Raw genomic sequence first — 15,943 nt, forward strand, 5'->3', positions numbered from 1 at the left:
TATCTATAGGTTTTATTTTTTAATAAATAGGCCAACTCATTGCTAGCCGCTATTTAGCCATAACCTCAAGACCTAAGGCTTTATTAATCACATGAAACACCGCATTCTGTTCCATCACACCTTGTACATAGGCCGAGCCTGGACCCATAGCGTGCAGGGAGACATCTTCACCCGCATGTGACTCTGAATCCAGGGGCACTAACGCTTCTTGATGGAAGCCTGGCTGGGTGGTATCGATGGCACTGATATCACGACGACCTGCTTCAGGATCAGCATCATAAGCAGCGTCGGCATCGGTTTCTTGACCAAGGTTACGATAGCCGAGGCCATTACCGTAGCTAAGTGTGGTATAAGGCTTATTGTCTAAGGCAAGATCAGGTATAGACTTTGGCAAGCCATGCTCATCTGTACCAGACACTTTACCTAAGATAGGATTACCACGTTGAGGATAACCGGCAATGGTAAAGACATGACTGTGATCTGCGGTGACCATGATTAAAGTGTCGTCACTCACCATTTTCTGTGCAGTATCAATGGCTTCAGAATATTCAATAGTGTCTTCTAAAGCGTTATAAGCATTACCTGCATGATGTGCGTGGTCGATACGTCCAGACTCGACAACCAATACATAGCCTTTGCCCGTTTTGGTGCTGCGGTTTTCCAATAGCTGTACGGCTTTAGCGGTCATTTCAATCAATGACGGTTCACCAGATTTATCATTGCCACGGTCGGACTCATACTGCATATGCGATGAGTTAAATAATCCAAGGACCTTATCGGCATCATCAGCAATGGCATTAAAGCTATTTTGATCTTCCACATAGACTCCACCGGTGCGAGCTTTCCATAGGTCTATAAGGTTTTGACCGTCGGTACGTTTGCCTTTTTTACCTTCGTTGTCGATGGCGTTGTTACTGATAAAATGACGACGACCGCCACCAAAAGCGACATCAATACCATCACCTTGACCCGGCTGCGTGCCGAACTCAACGAATTGGGTGGCAATGTCTTTACAGCCATTCATTTTGGCTTCATCGGTCAGCTTGTCATCACTTTCCCAGTTACGTTCAGAAGTCTTAGCATAGGTAGCGGCTGGTGTGGCATGAGTGAGACGAGCAGTAGTGACCACTCCTGTTGATAGGCCTTGAGCTTCTGCGTATTCAAATAACGTGGTTAATTCACGGCCTTTTGAGCTAGCACAATCAGCGCGTAGGGCATCTGGCGCTATATTCAGAACGCCTGCACGGGTTTTTACCCCAGTGACCATTGCGGTCATGGTTCCTGCAGAGTCAGGCGTTTGTTGATTGGTATTGTAGGTTTTGATTAAAGCGGTATTGGGATAACGCTCAAAGCTTAAATAGTTCTCTTCACCGAGCATCCCTTTTTGCTGACCATCCAAAATTCGAGCAGCGGTTAAGGTTGAGATACCCATACCATCACCGACGAACAAGATGACATTTTTGGCGTGACCCAAATCCTTACTTGCAGAAACTTTGTTTTTGACACTGGCTTGTGCCTCTGTGAACCAAGGGCTAGTCATTTGATAATCAGGCAACACTTTTGCCATTGCTGTGCCACACATTCCCGTTAAGGTTATCGCCACTAATGTGGTGTATGCTTTTTTGAGAATAGGGTGGTGGGTTATGCCAGTTTTTTGAAGGGTCATATTATTATCCTAAGTAAGCCGTCTGTATGTGAATTCATTATTTGGAGTTGTTATTTAGATTATTTTTTATACTTAATCTTTTTTAACAGTTTGGTGTTACAAGCTGGTTACTTTATGGAAAAATATGGGAAATACTGTAAATCAGAAAATAGAGCCTATTTAGAAAAAAGTAAAAGAGTTACGTCAATTTGAGGACTATATTGAATACTTTGTAATACTTCATTGGCTAACTTAAAAATATCTCAGCGATGCTTTTTATATGCCCGAAGTAAATTGAGGAATGGCTAAAGGAAGATGATTCGTATGATATTTATAGCAGTCCTGATAATCTCGTATGATGAAAGGGTGTTGCCTAGTAATTTGCGATTTCAGCAATTTTTATTTAAAGCGATTTATTTTTGGTGATTTTTATTTAGATAACTTTTATTTAAACACATTAAAAAAAATAGGTAGCGTAAGTTAATATTACATACTGAATACAGTAGTATCTTGTTTTATAAATGCAATCTGCTACTATCAAGTTAAGACCTATTTAAGCAAGCTATGGACCAGTTTTAATGGGCTAGCTTGCTTTATCACATAAGTCCCGATAATACGTTATTGCAATTTATCGCAACGTTTAATCATAAAGTGTGTACCATAAAATTTGTAGTTATAAAATAAAATAAAGGAGTCAGACATGGCTAATAATTCTAAGCTAAAAGAAATGAAGAAAGACCTGAAAAAAGACATCAAAAAAGCAGAAAAGAAAATTGAGAAGAAAGTAAAAGAGCTTGATAAGCTTAAAGATAAAAAAGTAAAAGAGCTTAAGAAAGACAAAAAAGCTAAGAAAGACAAAAAATAAGCGTCATAAATCGCTTATCAAAAAAGAGGTCAGCATTGCTGGCCTCTTTTTTTATTTAAAAATAAGCGTTTTAGAGACAGTGCCTATACGCAGTATCAACAAAGCTTACGAAAAACAAAACCTGTCACCTATTTAATAAAGCAATGATTTGCTAAATTGAATGAGTGGTAAAGACAAAGAAAAAAGAATAAATAACAACCGATTAAGCTAGTTCATTAAAAATAAGTAGCCAAATTAAATAGAAAGATATAACCCTATTAACCCTAACTGTATAAATTATTAGCTCTATAAACTCACTATAAACTAGGTAAATAATAATGAATATTAAAGAGACATTAGACAGCTTCAAAGAAGCTTTAGGTTTTGAGGCACAAGAGACAGAAGATGGCGTTTATATCCCTGCACAAACAGCGCTAAAACTAGCTGCCCCTGAAAAGACCAATTATGATGATACCGATTATGAAACGCCTTATCAGGGTGACAAAAAGATACTGATGGTCTGTACTCAAGAGCAATATATGACCATGGAAAATGGTAAGAAATTTGATACAGGTAATCATCCTGTTGAGATGTTTGTGCCATTACTACATTTTAAAAAAGCAGGGTTTGAGGTAGATATCTTTACGCCTACTGGGGAATCAGTGAAAATTGAGCAATGGGCAATGCCCAATGAAGATGAAAAGGTAAAAGAAATTTATAGCAGTTACCAGTCAAAACGTGAAGCGCCACAGAGTATAGAAGACTTTGTGAAAAATAAAATGGCTGACAGTGAGGACTATGCTGCTATTTTTATCCCAGGTGGACATGGCGCGATGCTTGGCTTACCAGAAAACAAATATTTGGGTGAGTTATTGCGTTGGGCTCACGAGAGCGACTTATACACCTTAGTTATTTGTCATGGTCCTGCTGCATTATTATCTGCTAATTTAGAACGTCCAGAAGAGCTTGAGGCTGACGGTAACCGTTCATTTAACAGCGACTTTATCTATAAGGATTACGATATCGTGGCTTTCCCAGATGTGATGGACAAGCAACTGCCTAAGATGGGCTATTTACCCGGTGAGATGCCTTGGTACTTTAATGAAAAGTTGGAAGCACTAGGGGTTACCATCACCAACAAATTGGCCTCGGGTCACACCCATCAAGATAGAAAGCTAATTTCGGGAGATGGTCCACTGGCAGCCAATGATTTTGGTAAATTGGCCACAGAAACGCTCTTAAAAAAAGTGAAGTAGGGTAACAGTTTTACTTTAACTATAAGATCTGATAGACAAGCCCTTAGAAACAGACTGCCAATAGCAACTCTGGTTTCCAAGGGCTTTTTTATAGATGCATACTTTTATTTAGTGCTTTGATTTAGTAAGTTGCATTTATGACCTTTTTAAAGGCTACTGACAACAGAATAAGTAAATTGGAGTGGATTTAATAATTAAATAGCCATCTAATTTATGTATTACTTAGAAAGCTTGAGCCACTTGTCTTCGATACGTTGATATTTCAGCATAATAATGTCACTGAGATAATTGTTGGTCACATGCCAAGGGTAACGGTCGCCTTGCTTCGGCAACACATCTTCGGCGCGACGTATATAGCCGGCACTTAGCGCACCCATAACCGTATCAGACTGCTTGATGGCAGTATCACCGTCAGTGGCTATTGAATTCGGCACAAATTTGTTATGACCATTTTGCTGCATATGACGCAATAAACGGACGATATAGTCGCAGGCCAAGTCGATTTTTAGAGTCCAAGAAGCATTGGTATAACCGAATAACACTGCTAAATTAGGGGCATTTTCTACCAGCACCGCTTTGTAGGTCATGCGCTGATTCACTTGTACCCTCTCTCCATCGATTATCACTTGAGCACCGCCCAACATTTGTAGCTTTAGTCCTGTGGCGCTGACAATAATATCTGCCTCTAAATGACGTCCTGAAGTTAATTGGATACCACTGTCTGTCATATATTCTATGGTGTCGGTCACAATTTCAGCATTGGGGGTCTGTAGTACTTTGAACAAATCCCCGTCAGGGACTGCACATAACCTTTCATCCCACGGGTCATAGCTTGGTTGGAAGTGCTTGATATCGACATCGCTACCTTTAAGCTCTTTTTTGGCTCGGCTGATTAGCCCTTTTTTCATAAGGGTAGGCGCGACTTGGGCAAAACGATACAGACCTTGTTGGGCAAGAATATTGCGCCAACGTACCAAAGTATAAGCGGTTTGAGTATTTAGGTTAAAGCGTTTGCTCAGAGTGTTTAAGCTATCATCTTCACTAGGCACACTACCGATATAGGTAGGCGAACGCTGCAACATTGTGACATGGGCGGCGCTCTGCGGAGTCTGGCTAGGGGTTGTATGGTTGGGTTGCAATAAAGCAGGGACTAAGGTGACCGCTGTGGCGCCACTGCCAATTACCACCACTCGTTTATTGTCATAGACGATATCATCTTGCCACTGTTGAGGATGAATGATTTGACCTTTAAACTGCTCTTGACCGGTAAAGTGAGGCTGATAACCTTGATCAAAGTCATAGTAGCCGGTAGCACCGATAATAAAACGGCTGGTGATGGTTCGAGTGTTGCCAGTATTGACGTCGACTAAAGTAGCCGTCCAATACTTCCGCTCGCTTGACCATTCAATTTGCGACACATTGGTATTAAATTGAATCAGCGAATCAATAGAGCCTGCTTTGGCCGTGTCTTCAATATAGTTTTTGATAGAAGCAGCGTCCGCCAAAGTCTTTTTGCCCATCCAAGGGCGATGCGCAAAGCCAAACGTGGTCATGTCTGAATCTGAGCGTACGCCAGGATATTTGAATAAATCCCAAGTACCGCCGATAGCGTCTCTTTTTTCGACGATGGCCACCCGTCCTTTTTTTAGAGACTTAGACAGTCGTTTGTCTCGGGAAATATGGGTCGCCATATCAATACCTGAGATACCTGCCCCAATAATTAAGATATCTAACTGTGGCTTGTTGCTGACAAACGGCACGCTTGGCAGCAATTGGCGCACTCTGGCTGAGGCACGTCTGGGTATATTCGGCAAAGCTGGCAGCTGCGGGAGTCTATCTGCCAAGGTAAAAATAGGGGCCGTTTCTATCGCTTCTGATTCCTTAAGAATAGAAGTTAAGGTCGTAGTTGACGGGGTCGAGGTTTTAACAATCGTTTTTAGCTTAGATAACAGACGCATAATTCATCCTTGAGTCTTATGATATGGGTAAAACAGGTCATAACATAGGGTGGGGCATAGAATAGACAGATAGACTCTCTTTAACATTCATTATGCGTGCTAAATTAAGATTTCGCCAGTTTCTTAAAGGATAAGTCTAAAGATAGGTAAGTACCAAACAAGATAACCATAGAGCCGACAATAGCAAAAACATCCAAAGATTCATCCAGCAAGATATAACCAAAAATAATGGCAAAAATAGGAATGACCAACGTAATACTGGTGGCTCGAACGGGACCAATGTTTTTGATCAGTTGGTTCATAAATATCAGAGCAATGGCAGTTGATATTACCCCAATACAGAGGATTGAAAACCAAGCTTTTAGACTGATAGACTGACCGTAAGGAAAGGCGTAAATACTAACTGGTAGCATCACCACACTGGCTATAATCAGTGACCCTGCGGTAATGGCAATAGGGGAAACATGACTCAGATAGTTTCGAGTGAGGTTAGCGCCTGCGGCATAGCCAATACAGGCAAATAATGCCAGCCCCATCGGCAACAGCTGTGAGCCAAGTGGTGCATTGTCCGCTGTACTGGGCGCAAATAAGCCCATGAAAGTTTCGCTCATCAATATCACCACCCCGATAATACCAATGGCCAGACCCAGCAGCTGCTTTCTAGACAGTCTGTCCTTAAAGAACATACTGGCAATAACCCCACTCATCATCGGAACAGACGCATTCAATACGGCCAATACCCCGGCGTTGACTGATTTTGCGGCAAATCCAAACAAGGTAAAAGGAATGGCCGTCGAGAACAGACCAACGACCGCTAGCATTTTCCAGTGCTTGAGAATACCTTCTCTATTTTTTGGATTAAACAGAACAAACAGTAACATGGTCAGACCGGCTAAGACCACACGAAGACTGGCAAAGCCCACCGAACCAAATTCAGGCACACCGATTCGATAAAATATAAAGGACAACGACCACATAAAGGCAAGGCTAATAAACGTGATAAGGTCGCGCTGAGTCACTGTAACATCCTATGTTAACAAAAGAGGTAAATAAGCACATACTAGGCTATGGGTCAGTTATTACGCTCTGTAATATTGTACTAGTGTAAAATTATTAGTGATTATAATCACATTGAACCCTCAATAGCAGAACTATTTTTCTGTTAAATCGTTTGGTTTGTGTGCCTATTTGTCTATCTGCCTTTATTCTTATCTAATTGCTTGCCTATGAGTCTTTATTGCTGTCTGTCCTTTAAACATTGGTGTATTTACTGGCCTCGGGCATCCAACGATGAATAAGCTGGGTCACTTCTGCTTTGCGCTGATCGTCGTTAATTAAGCGTTTGGCCAGATGGCTGGCAATCATTAATAAGTTTTCATCACGGCTGAGATCAGATACATAGTAGCCCACATTACCGGTCTGACGTTTGCCCAATAGCTCGCCCGGTCCGCGCAGTTGTAAGTCCTTTTGAGCAATAACGAAGCCGTCGTTACTGTCACGCAGGACATTAAGACGCTCAATACCCGTCTCTGATAAGGGCGTTTGGTACAACAGCACACAGAAACTTTTGGTCGAACCACGACCGACTCGACCTCGTAACTGATGCAGCTGTGATAGACCCAATCGTTCTGCGTTTTCTATGACCATTAACGAAGCATTAGGCACATCAACACCGACCTCAATCACGGTAGTGGCCACCAATAAATCAAGCTCGCCATTTTTAAAGGCAGCCATAACCGCTTGCTTTTCAGCGCCCTTCATTTTGCCATGCACCATACCAATGCGAATGTCTAAGCGCTCGCTTAAATCAGCGTAAGTTGCCTCCGCTGCTTGCGCATTCAAGGTATTAGAGTCATCCACTAGCGGACAGACCCAATAGGCTTGCTTACCTTCTTTACAATTGATAGCAATGCGTTCAATCACTTCATCGCGGCGGGCACGGTCAATAGTGACTGTAGTAATCGGGGTGCGACCAGGAGGCAGCTCATCAATAATAGAGGTGTCCATGTCGCCATAGGCACTCATTGCCAAAGTACGCGGAATCGGAGTAGCGGTCATAATGAGCTGATGTGGTGTACTGTCAGCCACCCCTTTGTCAGTCAATGCCATGCGCTGCTCGACGCCGAAGCGGTGCTGCTCATCGATAATGGCTAGCCCTAACTTGGCAAATACTACGGCATCTTGGAATAGGGCATGGGTACCGACCACCACTTGCACCTCATTTTCAGCAACAGCTTCTAAAGCTTCACGGCGCTGCTTGGCAGTTTGCTTGCCTGCCAACCAGCCGACCCCGATACCTAAGGGTTCAAACCATGACTTAAAGTTAATTAGATGCTGCTCAGCAAGAATTTCAGTCGGTGCCATCACTGCAACTTGCCAGCCACTGTCTAAGGCATAACAGGCGGCTAGTGCCGCCACTAGAGTTTTACCGGCACCCACATCGCCTTGTACCAAGCGTAACATAGGCACAGAAGTGGCCATGTCACTGGTAATTTCGTTAATTACCCGATCTTGAGCTTTGGTTAAACTAAACGGCAAATTGGCCAACAGCCTATCTGCGAGAGAGCTATGTTTATCGCACTTAGGCGCTTTGTGCTGATGTAGCTGCTTGCGGCGATATAACATACTTAACTGATGCGCCGTAAGCTCTTCCACAATCAAGCGTTGGCAAGCAGGATGTACCCGGTCTTTTAACTGTGCCAATTGAGCCGCTTGCAAACCAATATCGGTGTGCATCGGCGGCGTATGGATTAAGGTCAGTGCCTCAAATAAAGTCAGGGTCTGCCAACTCGGTGCTTGGGGTGAACTACCAGGATTGATTGGTGTAACAGGGGCATTCGGTAACGGTAAACCATAACTGTTTTTGGGCAAGGGTGCGGGTAAATGATTGACCGCTTCCCAGTCTGCGCTATTGAATACGCTCAGAGGCAGTCCTTGCTGATGCACAGTTTGTAATGCCAGCTTAAGTAAAGTACGTAATTTGTTTTGGTGCAGGCCCTTTACCGTCGGATAAATGGGCTGTAGCCCGGTATTAATGACTGGGGCACCGGGTGATACGATGCTGTATTCAGGGTGCGCCATTTGAATGCCATAACGGCTAATTTTGACTTCACCAAACAGTCTTAAATGCGTGCCTAAGGTCATGGTTTGTACCAAGCCTGCATAAACTTTGAAGAATCGCAATTGCAGAGCACCTGTCGCATCTTCGATTACCACCGTCATACCGCTGCGTTTGTTATCAACATAGGTGACTTCGCCTTCGATAAGGGCGGATTGACCATCTTGTAACTCATTGATATTGACCAAACGGCTGCGGTCTTCATAGCCACGTGGTAAGTGTAATAGCAAGTCGAATAAACGCTTAATGCCCAGCTGCTCAAGTTGCCCTTCAATTTTACTACCGACGCCCGCTAAGACATGCACAGGCAGGTCTACGGCCGTGGCCACTCTGGTTGTGTTTGTGCTGTTTTCTGGGATGTTAGGAGATGATATCGGCATAATTAGCCTCTTTGATAGCGTTATTAAAGGCCAAGTAGGGACCTAGAAATAGGGCATTTAGACAAAATTTTTACAGTATTTACCTAAGATTATAGAGTATATTGCTGCGATTCTTCAGAGGGAATTGGTTATCTGTTATCTGCCTCAACATTTTTGGGGTGTAGACTGTTATGATAGGCATATAATACGTATAGTATAGGCTAAGCCAATAGGACAGTATCGGTGGTTTTATCCTTTGATGAATGTGGTTTATATTTCCCTCTAAACAAACGTGGCAATTCATTTGCCCTTTTCAGTGAATTCTTTTACCCTCTTGTACAGTTTATGACTGTTTTATCAGTTAAGACAGAACAGTATTATTGATACCGACCTGCTGGCATGTAATGCTGAGCAGGTTTTTGATTAACTACCCTAAGTTACCAGTAATCGGAGCGGTCATGCGAGCCTCAACCCAACACGTCCAAGATAGATTAAATCAGCCCTATAACGAGCAGCAAGCGTCTTTGATGCCGATTGGTACTGCTGTGATTGTGGCTTGGTTGGCAGGGGCGATGTTTATGTTATCGCTTGCCCCCTATGGGTATTGGATTATCGCATTGATCTCTCCTGCCCTATTGTATGCTTTACTGTTGTCTCCTATGTCCAATAAGCGGGCGTTTATTATAGGTGAGGCTTACGGTATGGGGCTTTGGTGTGTGGGTGCATTCTGGCTGTATACTTCAATTCATGATTATGGTGACATACCTGCGCCTTTAGCTTTGTTGGCAATTGCGGTTATGGGGCTAGGTATGGGTCTGTTCCATGGCTTTATGGCTTGGATTTTTAACCATTTTGTGGGCAAACAGCCTTTGGCTTTTGCGGCCCTTTGGGTGTTGCAAGAGTGGATGAAAACATGGTTTTTAACCGGTTTCCCTTGGTTGTTTGTTGGCTATGCTTTTACCGAGCAGTATTGGTTGTCTTCATTGGCACCGGTAGCTGGGGTATTCGCGGTATCTTTTGTGGCGGTTTTATTGGCCACAAGTTTGGTGGATGTTTTCCGCAAACGCGCCGGTTACTTGGTAGTTGCCGCCCTGTTTTTAGCAGTGAGTATCGGGCTTTGGCTGGTCAATCCTGCGTGGACCCAACCCAAACAAAATACCCCCAACCTGAAAGTATCTTTGGTACAAGGTAATATTCCTCAGGACTTAAAATGGTTAACCGAATACCGTTATAAGACCCTTGAGATTTACGCCACGCTGAGTAGGACTGAGTGGGGGCAAGATTTGGTTGTTTGGCCTGAGTCTTCTATTCCGATGTTTCAGACCGAAGCTTGGCCGTTTATGACGGAAGTGGTCAAAGTCGCTAAGGAAACAGACACCACCTGGGTAACCGGCATTCCTTATAAAGATGAAGCGGCTTATAACAAAGAAACCGATAAATACGCGCCTTTTTATAACAGTGTGATTGCCTTAGGGGCGCAAGCAGAAGGGCTGTATAAAAAACAAAATCTAGTTCCTTTTGGAGAATATATCCCATTCCAGGGGGCATTAGATTTATTCCCAGGTTTGGCAGGCAGTCAAGAGGTTCTGAACTATAGCCGTGGTCCTGAAAATCAATCTCCTCTAAAGGTGAGAGGACATAACTTAGGGTCAGCGGTATGCTACGAAGTGGCTTATCCAGACACGACGCGCCGCAATGCACAAAATACAGACTTTTTACTGACCATATCTAACGATGCTTGGTTTGGCACCTCAGCCGGTCCTTTACAGCATTTACAGATGGTACAGATGCGCTCTTTGGAGACGGGTCGATGGTTTATGCGTGCCACCAATACTGGGGTAACGGCTATTATTGACCATACTGGTAAAATTGTGGCCCGAGCGCCTCAATTTGAACGCACCGTATTGCGCGGTGAAGTGCAGTCGCGTACAGGGACAACCCCTTATGTGCGCTTTGGTAATACGCCTGTTTTATTATTAATAGGCCTAATGTTGTTGTTAAGCTATCTCGGAAAACGCGGTAATAAGCAATAATCGTACCTAAAAAATCCTTCTCGTATTGACAGGGATATGTAAAAATACACTGCTAATCCACAAATTGGACAGGGCGTTTTCACAAAAGATAGCAAATTGCGATATAATAGCAAGATATGTGAACGGTTCTGACTGTGGTATAGTGCTGAAGCGTAGTCATTACGGGGAATGTAGAGTTACTACCACACTTTAAAAGACTATATTGCAGAGGACTAACTCCTCTTAAACCTTTATCAAATAATACAGATAGGTGACCTATGGCAGATGCAAGCCAAAATAACCCAAAGAAAGAATTTACCTACGCCATGATAGGTACGGCTGCGTTTTTGGCTATTGTACTTCTTATTGGTATTTCAGCCTTCTTACGCCCTGCAGGAAATCATGACATGCCTAAAGCTGCAGTGGCTGAACCTGCTAAAGAAGAGGCTGCTAAACCCGCAGCTGCAGAGCCTGCGGCAGCTACAGATGCCGCTACAACAGATGCTACAGCAACAGAAGCGACAGCAACAGAAGCGACAGCAACTGACGCCACAGCTACAGATGCTACCCCTGCCGCATTAGAAGGTAAATCAGCGACAATGGGTACACCTACTGCGACTGAAGAGTCTGCAACTGCTGAAGCGTCATCAGATGCTACTGAATCGCAATCTACTGCTACAGACGTTGCAGCCGATGAGGCGAAACGTGCAGATGCTTCTGCAGAGACAACACAGCCTGCGCCTGCTCAATAGGACGCTGTGTATCACTTGATGAATGCTCAGGTAAATCAGCTGAGACCGTGCTATAACGGTTCGTTAATACTATTTATTGGTATTGGCTTATCGGTTATATTGCCTCAGGTAGTTTGTGAGTGATGCGTCACTTTTAAGATATAAAATACGCTAAAACCCGCTTTATCTATATGATAGAGCGGGTTTTTTTGGTGATATTTCACTAATTTCTTCTTTACGACCCTTTTATCCCATGAAACAATACTTGTCTTTTTTTATGAAAGACAACGTTATTACTAACCCAAATTTTGCTCATACTATGACATAACGGCTTGCTCTAAATACTGCTTGTAAAGATGGACGGCGTTCATTATGCAGCTAAGAGTGACACTGTTAACGGTTATACAACTAAGGAATTGAGACTATGAGTAGTGCAGACTCAAAACGAGAAGGGTCCTCCGCTGAATTAAAAGCGCTAGACAATGGCTTTATGGGTCATCCTCAGCCATTACGGTCTTTGTTTTTCACCGAAATGTGGGAACGCTTTTCATACTATAGTATCCGTCCCTTACTGGTGCTATTTATGGTGGCCTCAGTAAGTAACGGCGGTTTTGGCTTTGATGATGCCACCGCTTCTGCTATTTATGGTATTTTCGCAGGTACTTTATATTTGGCCGCCGTACCTGGTGGCTGGTTGGCTGACAATTGGCTAGGTCAAGAAAGGGCCTTATGGTGGGGCAGCGTTATTATTGCCTTAGGTCATTTGTGTATTGCTTTATCGGCTCTGTTTGGCATGTCGATGTTTTTTATTGGTCTGGTCTGCATTGTCTTGGGTTCAGGTCTGTTTAAAACCTGTATCTCAGTGATGGTAGGCGCTTTATATCCCAAGGATGACGCACGACGCGATGGTGGCTTTACCTTGTTCTATATGGGCATTAATATCGGTGCCTTAGTGGCCGCCCTTATTGTTGGTATATTCCAAGAAAAACAAATGTGGCACCTTGGTTTTGGTGTCGGTGGACTAGGGATGCTAGTCTCGCTATTGGTATACCGTTTTGCCGCTCGCAAAAACTTGAAACGTTATGCTACCCTCAAAGGCATTACCCCTGAGTGGGAAATGGCCAATGGTCAGTATCACAATGTAGGGCGCTGGGTAACAGTGTTCTTGGTAGCTTTGGTGGCGCTTATTGTCTTAATCGCGACAGGTATCATGCCATTTAATCCAGCGTTGGTCGCAGAATACATGACCTACTTTATCGCTGCGACAGTGTTGTTGTATTTTGGCTTTATGTTTATTTCTCCTAAGTTAGACAAAACTGATAAATTGCGCTTATTAATTTGTTTTATCTTAATCATCGGCTCGACTCTATTCTGGTCAAGTTTTGAGCAACAGCCTACCTCGTTTAACTTATTTGCTGATCGCTATACTGATTTAAATATATTAGGTTTCACGGTACCTAGCATTTGGTTCCAGTCGTTAAACCCTATTTTTATTTTGATGTTGGCTCCAATTGTGAGTGTTATCTGGGTATGGTTGGGTAAACGTAATCTTGAACCCAACAGTATGGCCAAGTTCTCACTAGGTATGCTACTGGCGGCAGCAGGCTTTGGTCTTATGATTATGGCGTCTAAACTGGTTGTGGCCAATCCGGATACGTTAGTTTCTCCCCTCTGGTTAACCGGTAGTTTATTGCTATTGACCCTAGGTGAGTTGGCACTAAGCCCCGTCGGTCTGTCTTCTATGACCAAACTTGCACCGAAAGGTATGCAAGGCCAAATGATGGGATTATTCTTTACTTCTGTGGCAATGGGTAACCTAGTCGCTGCCTTCTTCGGCGGACATGTTTCTGCCGATACCATTGACGGCTTGCCAAGTTTATTTACCACGATGACTATTTTCTTAGTGGTCACAGCTTTGATATTATTGGCATTGTCTAAGCCAGTTAGAGCGATGCTTGATCGCAGTGAAGCTGAAGATGCCCGTAATAAAATTGTTTAATACAGCTGCAGATTTATAGTAAGATTTTAAGTCGATTACTAACTAAAAACCGTTCTAAAAATCAAACGTGTTACCATAATTGGTAGCACGTTTTTTGTATTTAAAACTGGCCCCAATTCACAATAAAAATCACTCTATAAAAAGAGGTAAGTTAATAATGAGTAAATCTATTATTCAAGAGCGTATCAGTCAATTACGTCAAGTGCTAAAAAATAACGAAATTGATGCCATTATCATTCCTTCTGCAGACCCTCATTTGTCTGAGTATTTGCCAGAGTACTGGCAAGGCCGTCAGTGGTTATCAGGTTTTACCGGTTCAGTAGGTACGTTGGTGGTCACCGAAGATTTTGCCGGTCTATGGACGGACAGCCGTTACTGGGTACAAGCTGCAGCCCAATTGGCAGAAACAGGTATTAGTTTACAGAAGCTACAAAAAGGCTCACCCAATCACGCAGAGTGGTTGGCTTCTCGTTTAAACCCAGGCGATGCGGTCGCCATCGATGGTAATGTGTTGTCATTAGCAGAACAAGACCGTTTGCTAGACGCTTTTGATGAAGTGGCAGGCGAGGACGAAGAGGGTATTCGCTTAATCACTGAGCAAGACTTATTGACTGAGCTGTGGCAGGATCGACCTGCTTTACCAACGGCCCCTCTGTATGCTCATGACGAGCAGTTTTTATCACAATCAGCCAAAGAAAAATTGGCTGATGTGCGCGCCCAAATGCAAGAGATTGGGGTTACCCATCATCTTGTGTCGAGCTTAGATGATATTGCTTGGTTAACTAACCTGCGCGGCAATGACGTCGATTATAACCCGGTGTTCTTAGCTCATATGCTAATTACAGCTGACAAAGCCACTTTATATATCGACAACAACAAAGTTGGCGATGATATTGCTAAGTTATTGGCCGATGCCGGCATTGACGTCGCAGAATATGATCAAGTGCAGTCTGCTTTAAGTCAATTAACCCCTGAAGATTTGCTGCTGTTAGATCCCAATAAAGTGGCGGTAGGCACCCTAAATGACTTAGGTGATGACATTGGGATGATTGAGCAAATTGCACCAAGCACCCTATTAAAATCAATAAAATCAGTCGAGGATATCGAGCATGTGCGTCAAGCCATGCGTCAAGACGGTGCTGCTTTATGTCAATTCTTCGCTGAATTCGAAGCGCGTTTGAACAAAGGCGAGCGTTTAAGTGAACTTGATGTCGATAGCATGCTGATTGAGGTACGTAGCCAGCAGCCACATTATGTATCTCCTAGCTTCCCTACTATTGCTGGCTACAACGAAAATGGTGCTTTACCGCATTACCGTGCGACTGAAGACAAGTTTAGTTATTTAGACGGCGATGGCCTGTTACTCATTGACTCAGGAGCGCAGTACCAAAATGGAACCACCGATATTACTCGTGTTGTGGGCATTGGTAATGTCAATGAGGTACAAAAACGCGACTTTAGCATGGTGTTAAAAGCACATATTGCACTAGCCAAAGCCTGCTTCCCAGATGGCATTGCTTCACCATTAATTGATGCCATTTGCCGTGCCCCATTATGGCAAGCCCAGATGGATTATGGTCATGGTACCGGTCATGGTGTGGGTTATTTCTTAAACGTTCATGAAGGCCCGCAAGTGATTGCTTACGCTGCCAGCAATCCGCCAGAGCGTGCGATGAAAGTCGGTATGATTAGTAGTAATGAACCTGGTATTTATCGTGAAGGTAAATGGGGCATTCGTATCGAAAACTTAGTAGTGAATCAGCCGGTACCAACGCCTGAAGAGACCGAGTTTGGTCATTATCTAAACTTTGAAACAGTTACTTTATGTCCTATCGATACCCGTTTGGTGAATCCAAATCTACTTACCCAAGAGGAAATTGATTGGTTGAATGATTACCACACTCACGTTTATCATGAGCTAAAAGACCGTATAGAAGGTGAAGCACTGGCTTGGTTAACTGAGCGTACTAAAGCGATTTAGTCGGCTATGTAATCGTTTAACTCGTTATTTATAGTTGTTT

Annotated in this window: 10 protein-coding genes; 6 read left to right on the forward strand and 4 right to left on the reverse strand. The window is 43.3% G+C overall.

Translation table 11 applies throughout. From position 1 onward, the window contains the following. Window positions 1–49: 49 nt before the first annotated feature. Window positions 50–1,666 carry an alkaline phosphatase gene (locus LK453_RS04480; RefSeq protein WP_007394822.1) on the reverse strand — a complete coding sequence of 539 codons (1,617 nt, stop codon included), beginning with the start codon at window positions 1,664–1,666 and terminating at the stop codon, window positions 50–52. A 679-nt stretch (window positions 1,667–2,345) separates the two neighbouring features. Here LK453_RS04480 and LK453_RS04485 point away from each other — a divergent pair. Beyond that, window positions 2,346–2,510 carry a hypothetical protein gene (locus LK453_RS04485; protein ID WP_007394823.1) on the forward strand — a complete coding sequence of 55 codons (165 nt, stop codon included), beginning with the start codon at window positions 2,346–2,348 and terminating at the stop codon, window positions 2,508–2,510. Between the two features lie 317 nt (window positions 2,511–2,827). Continuing rightward, window positions 2,828–3,745 (forward strand): DJ-1/PfpI family protein, encoded by a 918-nt coding sequence (locus LK453_RS04490; protein WP_007394824.1) that lies wholly within the window; start codon window positions 2,828–2,830, stop codon window positions 3,743–3,745. 218 nt (window positions 3,746–3,963) lie between these two features. Here LK453_RS04490 and LK453_RS04495 read toward each other — a convergent pair whose 3' ends face one another. From LK453_RS04495 to recG, 3 genes are all read right to left on the reverse strand, one after another. After that, window positions 3,964–5,703, reverse strand: coding sequence for a flavin-containing monooxygenase (locus tag LK453_RS04495; protein ID WP_007394825.1), 1,740 nt, complete (start codon window positions 5,701–5,703; stop codon window positions 3,964–3,966). A gap of 104 nt (window positions 5,704–5,807) precedes the next feature. Continuing rightward, window positions 5,808–6,722, reverse strand: coding sequence for a DMT family transporter (locus LK453_RS04500; protein WP_007394826.1), 915 nt, complete (start codon window positions 6,720–6,722; stop codon window positions 5,808–5,810). A 232-nt stretch (window positions 6,723–6,954) separates the two neighbouring features. Continuing rightward, a complete protein-coding gene (gene recG, locus LK453_RS04505) occupies window positions 6,955–9,201 on the reverse strand; it encodes an ATP-dependent DNA helicase RecG (protein WP_201536181.1) in 2,247 nt (748 codons plus the stop codon). A gap of 437 nt (window positions 9,202–9,638) precedes the next feature. Between recG and lnt the strand changes: the two genes are divergently transcribed. From lnt to LK453_RS04525, 4 genes are all read left to right on the forward strand, one after another. Further along, window positions 9,639–11,213, forward strand: coding sequence for an apolipoprotein N-acyltransferase (lnt, locus tag LK453_RS04510; RefSeq protein ID WP_201536165.1), 1,575 nt, complete (start codon window positions 9,639–9,641; stop codon window positions 11,211–11,213). Between the two features lie 257 nt (window positions 11,214–11,470). Beyond that, entirely contained in the window at window positions 11,471–11,944 is a 474-nt protein-coding gene (locus tag LK453_RS04515) for a hypothetical protein (protein WP_201541538.1), read from the forward strand. A 403-nt stretch (window positions 11,945–12,347) separates the two neighbouring features. Then, window positions 12,348–13,922, forward strand: a complete 1,575-nt coding sequence (locus LK453_RS04520) for a peptide MFS transporter (protein ID WP_201536162.1) — start codon at window positions 12,348–12,350, stop codon at window positions 13,920–13,922. A gap of 157 nt (window positions 13,923–14,079) precedes the next feature. Beyond that, window positions 14,080–15,903 carry an aminopeptidase P family protein gene (locus tag LK453_RS04525; RefSeq protein ID WP_201536160.1) on the forward strand — a complete coding sequence of 608 codons (1,824 nt, stop codon included), beginning with the start codon at window positions 14,080–14,082 and terminating at the stop codon, window positions 15,901–15,903. Window positions 15,904–15,943 lie beyond the last annotated feature (40 nt).

This window comes from Psychrobacter sanguinis, assembly GCF_020736705.1.
Classification (GTDB): Bacteria; Pseudomonadota; Gammaproteobacteria; order Pseudomonadales; family Moraxellaceae; genus Psychrobacter; species Psychrobacter sanguinis.